Here is a 5,810-nt window from a genome sequence, read left to right as displayed (position 1 = left end):
TCCCGCCGCTTCCCCGACCCGCCACAGACCGACTACCGGCGCGCGGACCCGCGCGCCCTGCGGCACGATCTGTTCTGCGGGGACGTCTACCTCGCCGATACGGAGACGGACCGCGAGCTGTCCACAGCCTGGGGATGGGTACCGGTGCTCGACTTCGCCTGGGCGCTGTGCGACATCGTGGAACGGCTCGACCGGGACCCGCGCGGCAGCCGCTCGGCCACCCCGGTCCACGCCGAGCTGGACTTCACCGAATCGACCGACCGACTGCTCTTCGAGCGCCGCTTCGGCTGGGTGGACATCACCGCCGACTGGGTGCCGTCCGAGGAAGCGCCGCTGACCTTCAACCACGCGGCGCTGCGCCGCGAGGCCCGCGACTTCCTGCACGATCTGATCGCCGACCTCACGGATCTGCACGAGGGGCTCGGTGACAACCCCGTGGTGTGGGACCTGCAGTCCCGCTTCCCGCGCGTATGAGGTTCAGCGATACCCGCGAGGTCCCGCGATACGCCGCGAGATGCCGGCTCCCGCGATATCCCGTGAGGCTTCGCGGAGGTCCGGTGCGGCTGGAAACCGTCGCCGAACCTCCGCTCCGGCAGCGTTCTCGGGGGTTGAATGCCGCCGGCGGGGAAACTCCCCCGCGCCGCGGCACCGGGGCTGAATTCCCTCGTCGCCATATGTATCGACCGCCGAGAACCCTCCGCAAAGGGCACTACAGGAAGCTGCCATACCCGAGCGGGACCTCGCCGATCAGCGGCGTTTCCGACCATCGGAGGCCCTGCTCGGCTCGCCGTTTCCGGCCATCATCGCCATGGCTTCGGCGGGTCCTGGGACGGTGTCATGGGCAGCAGGCCCAGTTCCGCCGCCCGTACCCCCGCCTGAAACCGTGAGTTGGCCCCCAGCAACGCCATGATCTCGGCGACGTAACGGCGATACGTGCGCACGGACATGGACAACTCGCGCGCCGCCACCTCATCCGTGGCGCCGAGCCGCAGCCGCTCCAGGATCGGCCGCACCAGTTCGCCGCGCGATCGCTCGCCCAGCTCGATGCGCTCGCTGACCGACAGCGCGGTCCGCCAGATGCCGTCGAACAGCGTCTGGAGCGTCTCGATGACGCCCGAGTCCCGGAGGGTGGAGGCGCGCCGGCCCGCGGCCGAGTCCGCGCACACCAGCGCGGCCCGGCCGTCCACGATAAGCGCGGCGAGCAGCGGGATGCGCGCCACCCGGACCTCCAGGGAGTTCCCGTCCCGCACATGCCGCTGTACGAAGCCCCAGTCCACGGTGTTCTGGGCGCACAGCATCCGGGTGCGCACGGTGTCGCCACCCGACCGCAGCCAGCCGTCGAGCGCGCCGTGCAGCACGTGCACATGCGCGGCCTCCGCCGCCAGCACCACGTCCACCCGTTCCGTGGCCGTGCGCAGCAGGTCCTGCGCGGCGGCGTGCACTTCCTTGTCGTCCGCCTCGACGGCCGCGACCCATGAGTTCCGCAGCTGCCGGTCGCGGTGTTTGACCACCGTGGACTCGATGAGCGCGCGGACCGCGAGGAGTTCCTCGGTGATGTCGTCCGCGGGGTGCCCGCCGTCCCCGGAGTCCCCGGGATGTCCGTCGTCCCCCGGGTGCCGGGGCCCGTCGTCCCCGTCGTCGTCATCGTGCTGTCGCTGGACCCCAGCCCCCGCCGGTGTGGGAACCCTCATTGCCCTCACCCCCGTGAATTCGCTCAATCCACCAGCTCGCGGCCCGATTGGGCGAGCAGCCCGAGCTCGACCGCGCGCACGCCCGCCTGGAAGCGGGAGCTCGCACCCACGTCACGCATGATCGTCGCCACATGGCGGCGGTAGGTGCGCAGCGAAATCTGGATCTTCTTGGCCGCGACGTCGTCGGTGTGCCCCTCGCTGAGCCGCTCGAGGATCACCCGCATGGAGTCCGAGTGGAGCCGCTCGGCCAGCCGCAGGTGTTCGTCCACCGGCATCGCGCTGCCCCAGGCCCCGGCGAACATCAGATACAGCGCGCGCACGGAGGCGAGGTCGGTGTTGACGGTGGCGTAACGGCCGTCGCGCTCGGGCCCGGACCGCCCGAACGCCGCCTTGCCGTCGACGATGACGGTCCCGTGCAGATCGGCGTCGGTGACCCGGACCTCGAAGCCCAGCTGGCCCGCGCGCACCGCGGCGAGGATGCCATGGGGGACCGCGAGCACCTGCGGGGTGCACAGCAGCCGGACGGTGACGCCGGACTTGGCCACCGCGGCGAACCGCCCCATCATCGCGAGCATCGGCTTGGCCCGCTCCAGGGCACCCGGCACGATCACGCTGACGCTGTATTTGGCACCGGTCAGCAGACGCCCGACGGCCTGCGCGACCGCCACGCCATCGGTGACGAGCACCATGGGCGAGGGCTGTGGCGGAATGGAGCGGTGCAGGGTCACCGCCGATTCGATGAGCTCGCATACCTGCTTGAGCGTCTCTTCTACGCCGTCGGATCTTCCACTCGAATTCGACAGTTCTGACATGACTCCCCCATCGGTACGCGACAGACCTGCCGCGTACCCGTCGATGAACGCCGAACGGCCGCACGGCCGAGCTGCGGCCGCATGACGCCCGACGATTTCCCCAGCGTTTTAATCCCCGAATGACACGGGCATCGGAACTGCCCGCTCCCCCCTGCATCGCCGTACATTCACGTACGTTCAAGTGCGCGTTAACCAGCGTGCGTTCTCTCCAGAAGACCGCCCCCCAGGCCGTGCGGCGGCGAGATTAGTTCGCTGGCCGCGCCTCAGTCAATGCATCATAGTTGATAACGTTCGGATAAATCGGCCACGTCAGGAGCGGAAACCGACCCGGCTCCGGATCGGGACCACGGGATTGACATCAAGTTGCACATCTGTCCGGAAACGCAGCTCGGACGATCGCGCTCCGGGTGCGCACCGCAGCGGTAGGGGCACGGTGCGCAATCACGACGGTGCCCGATGGCCGCTTGCTGTCAGCTATGCACCCACGCCGCCCCGACGCGGCCCGCTATCCCGCCCACTGTGCGCCAACGCCACGAATCCGCAGGTCACTTCGGGTTTCACCGCGCCTGGCGGCGCACCCCGCACCGGGCCGCCCCGCCCCAGTTGTGACGCGCTTTACACCGATGACAGCGCTGTCCGTGCACGGGTGCGGACACGGCGCAAGGGTGCGATCCACCCCGTACCGGCCGAGACCGGCCCACCGGGTACGCCGCCGCGCTTCCGGTGACAAGCCACCTCAGGCCGTCGCACACGCGTCCTTCATGTCATCAATGAGCGCCAGCACGGCCCGTACGGACGGCAGAATCGCACGCCCTGCCTTGGTCAGCTGAGTACCGGTGGAGTCCCGCGTGAAAAGCCGCACGCCCAAGGCCTGTTCAAGACACTTGATCTGGTAGCTGATGGCCGGCTGTGAATAATCAAGTGCCTTCGCCGCCTCATCCATGCGGCCGATCTCGGCGATGGATACGAAGGCACGGAACTCACGCTCATGCATTTCTTCCCCCTGATATCCGTGTGCAGGCCATATCAACGGATCGAATCCGGATCGGCAACAGCAGATGCAGGAAGCTGCAAGGGCCAACATGATCAACCCATGCGCCCGGCCGGGCCCCGGACCGCCCCCGCCGCTCGACCGGCACACCCGGTCCCGCGCCACCGGCCTACGGCCCCGGGGACCCTGGGGCGCCACGGCAAAGAAAAAACCGCAGAGTCACATGGGTGATCTGCGGTTTCACAGAGCCGACTGTCGGGTTCGAACCGACGACCTTCGCTTTACAAGAGCGGTGCTCTACCAGCTGAGCTAAGTCGGCGTCCCCTGCAGTGTACCCGGCCCCCGGGTGTGATCCGTTCGAAAATTCTGGGGTCCTGGCTAGAGACATGGCCCCCCTCGCCGGTATAGCGTCACGCCAATCCACCTCCGGTGGACTAGACCCCTCCTTTACTCGGATCGTCCGGCACGTTCCTGCCGGTGAAGGGACAGATCACCATGGCCACGGTCACGTACGACAAGGCAACCCGGGTGTACCCGGGCACCGAGAAGCCCGCTGTCGACCAGCTCGACATCGGCATCGAGGACGGCGAGTTCCTCGTCCTCGTCGGCCCCTCCGGCTGCGGGAAGTCGACCTCCCTGCGGATGCTCGCGGGGCTGGAGGACGTCAACGGCGGGGCCATCCGGATCGGGGACCGCGATGTCACCCATCTGCCGCCGAAGGACCGGGACATCGCCATGGTGTTCCAGAACTACGCGCTGTACCCGCACATGACCGTCGCCCAGAACATGGGCTTCGCGCTCAAGATCGCCGGCGTCAACAAGACCGAGATCCGGCAGAAGGTCGAGGACGCGGCGAAGATCCTGGACCTCACCGAATACCTGGAGCGCAAGCCGAAGGCGCTGTCCGGTGGTCAGCGGCAGCGTGTCGCGATGGGCCGGGCGATCGTCCGGGAGCCGCAGGTGTTCCTCATGGACGAGCCGCTGTCCAACCTGGACGCCAAGCTGCGTGTGCAGACGCGTACGCAGATCGCCAGCCTGCAGCGGCGGCTGGGCATCACGACGGTGTACGTGACCCACGACCAGGTCGAGGCCATGACCATGGGCGACCGGGTGGCGGTGCTCAAGGACGGGCTGCTGCAGCAGGTCGACTCGCCGCGCAACATGTACGACCGCCCCGCCAACCTCTTCGTCGCGGGCTTCATCGGCTCGCCCGCGATGAACCTGGTCGAGGTGCCGATCGCCGACGGCGGCGTGAAGTTCGGCAACAGCCTCGTGCCGGTCTCGCGTGAGGCGCTGAGCGCCGCGGCCGACAAGGGCGACCGTACGGTCACCGTGGGCGTCCGGCCCGAGCACTTCGACGTGGTCGAGCAGAACGGCGGCGCCGCCCAGGGCCTCACCAAGGCGTCCGACGACGCCCCGGCCGGTCTCGCCGTCACCGTCAACGTCGTCGAGGAACTCGGCGCCGACGGCTACGTCTACGGCACCGCCGAGGTCGGCGGCGAGGTCAAGGACCTGGTCGTCCGCGTGAACGGGCGCCAGGTGCCGGAGAAGGGCGCGCAGCTGCACGTCGTGCCGCGGCCGGGTGAGACGCACGTCTTCTCGACCTCGTCCGGGGAGCGGCTCAGCGACTGAGGCCGCCGGCCCGTCAGTTCGTACCGCGTCAGTTCATTCCGACGGCGCCGCTCGTCCGCTCCCCCGCGGACGGGCGGCGCCGTCGTGTTGGGTGGGCAGGGAGCGCGTCACGGTGTTGCGTTGTCGATAAATTACCCGACATTTCGAGCATTTCACCCCTGCGCGTCAACCCTCCGAACGCCAAGAGTGGGTTTCCATCACCCGGCCTGGTGACGGAATGTCGCCAAATCGTCGCTCCTCGCTACGATCACCGCGTACCGCAGTTCCGTACCACCCACTCCGTACCACCCACCCGCGAGGAACCACCCCGTGAACCACGCAGCCCGCCGCATCGGCAGAACGCTCGCCCTCGTCCTCCCCGTCGTGCTCGTCCTCTCCGGCACCCTCGCGGTCACCCGCGTCCCCTGGGCCTCGCCGAGCGCCGAGTCGCAGATCCTCACCGCCTCCTCCGACCGTGCCTCCACCCATGCCACCCACCGGGCCCCGCATGAGCTGCTGCGCGACCGGCTGCTCGCCGAGCTCCAGGAGAAGAACCCCTCCGTGGCGCTCACCCATCTCCAGGTGGCGACGGCCGAACGGCCCTCGCTGGCCAAGCACTGCGCCTCCATCGCCCGTGCCCTCGGCCGCGCCGCGGTCGCCAAGTACGGCGGTGTGAGCCGCGCCCAGGCGTACGCACGGCCCGTC

The 5,810-nt window shown here is 68.9% G+C and carries 6 protein-coding genes and 1 tRNA gene; 3 read left to right on the top strand and 4 right to left on the bottom strand.

Annotation, left to right across the window (positions count from 1 at the left end; all coding sequences use genetic code 11):
* On the top strand, positions 1-474 hold a 474-nt coding region (locus tag GWI24_RS39430), incomplete at its 5' end, for a hypothetical protein (RefSeq protein ID WP_210950837.1).
* 326 nt (positions 475-800) lie between these two features.
* Here the strand turns inward: GWI24_RS39430 and GWI24_RS39425 are convergent.
* The 4 genes from GWI24_RS39425 to GWI24_RS39410 all read right to left on the bottom strand — a co-directional run bounded on the left by GWI24_RS39425 (position 801) and on the right by GWI24_RS39410 (position 3,813).
* The gene (locus GWI24_RS39425) at positions 801-1,691 is read right to left on the bottom strand and encodes a LuxR family transcriptional regulator (RefSeq protein WP_247617527.1); all 891 of its coding nucleotides are present in this window, start codon (positions 1,689-1,691) and stop codon (positions 801-803) included.
* A gap of 23 nt (positions 1,692-1,714) precedes the next feature.
* The gene (locus GWI24_RS39420; protein ID WP_210950836.1) at positions 1,715-2,503 is read right to left on the bottom strand and encodes a response regulator transcription factor; all 789 of its coding nucleotides are present in this window, start codon (positions 2,501-2,503) and stop codon (positions 1,715-1,717) included.
* 736 nt (positions 2,504-3,239) lie between these two features.
* Positions 3,240-3,497: a LysR family transcriptional regulator gene (locus GWI24_RS39415; protein WP_210950835.1), complete on the bottom strand. Its 258-nt coding sequence runs from the start codon at positions 3,495-3,497 to the stop codon at positions 3,240-3,242.
* A 243-nt stretch (positions 3,498-3,740) separates the two neighbouring features.
* Positions 3,741-3,813: transfer RNA gene (locus GWI24_RS39410), tRNA-Thr, on the bottom strand.
* A 176-nt stretch (positions 3,814-3,989) separates the two neighbouring features.
* Here GWI24_RS39410 and GWI24_RS39405 point away from each other — a divergent pair.
* Together GWI24_RS39405 and GWI24_RS39400 are read left to right on the top strand one after the other, a co-directional pair.
* Positions 3,990-5,126, top strand: coding sequence for an ABC transporter ATP-binding protein (locus tag GWI24_RS39405; protein ID WP_210950838.1), 1,137 nt, complete (start codon positions 3,990-3,992; stop codon positions 5,124-5,126).
* 309 nt (positions 5,127-5,435) lie between these two features.
* A partial coding sequence (locus GWI24_RS39400) for a hypothetical protein (protein ID WP_210950834.1) occupies positions 5,436-5,810 on the top strand: 375 nt, incomplete at its 3' end.

Source organism: Streptomyces sp. MK37H (assembly GCF_018035285.1).
Classification (GTDB): domain Bacteria; phylum Actinomycetota; class Actinomycetes; order Streptomycetales; family Streptomycetaceae; genus Streptomyces; species Streptomyces endocoffeicus.
This window is presented reverse-complemented; position numbering and strand designations above follow the sequence as displayed.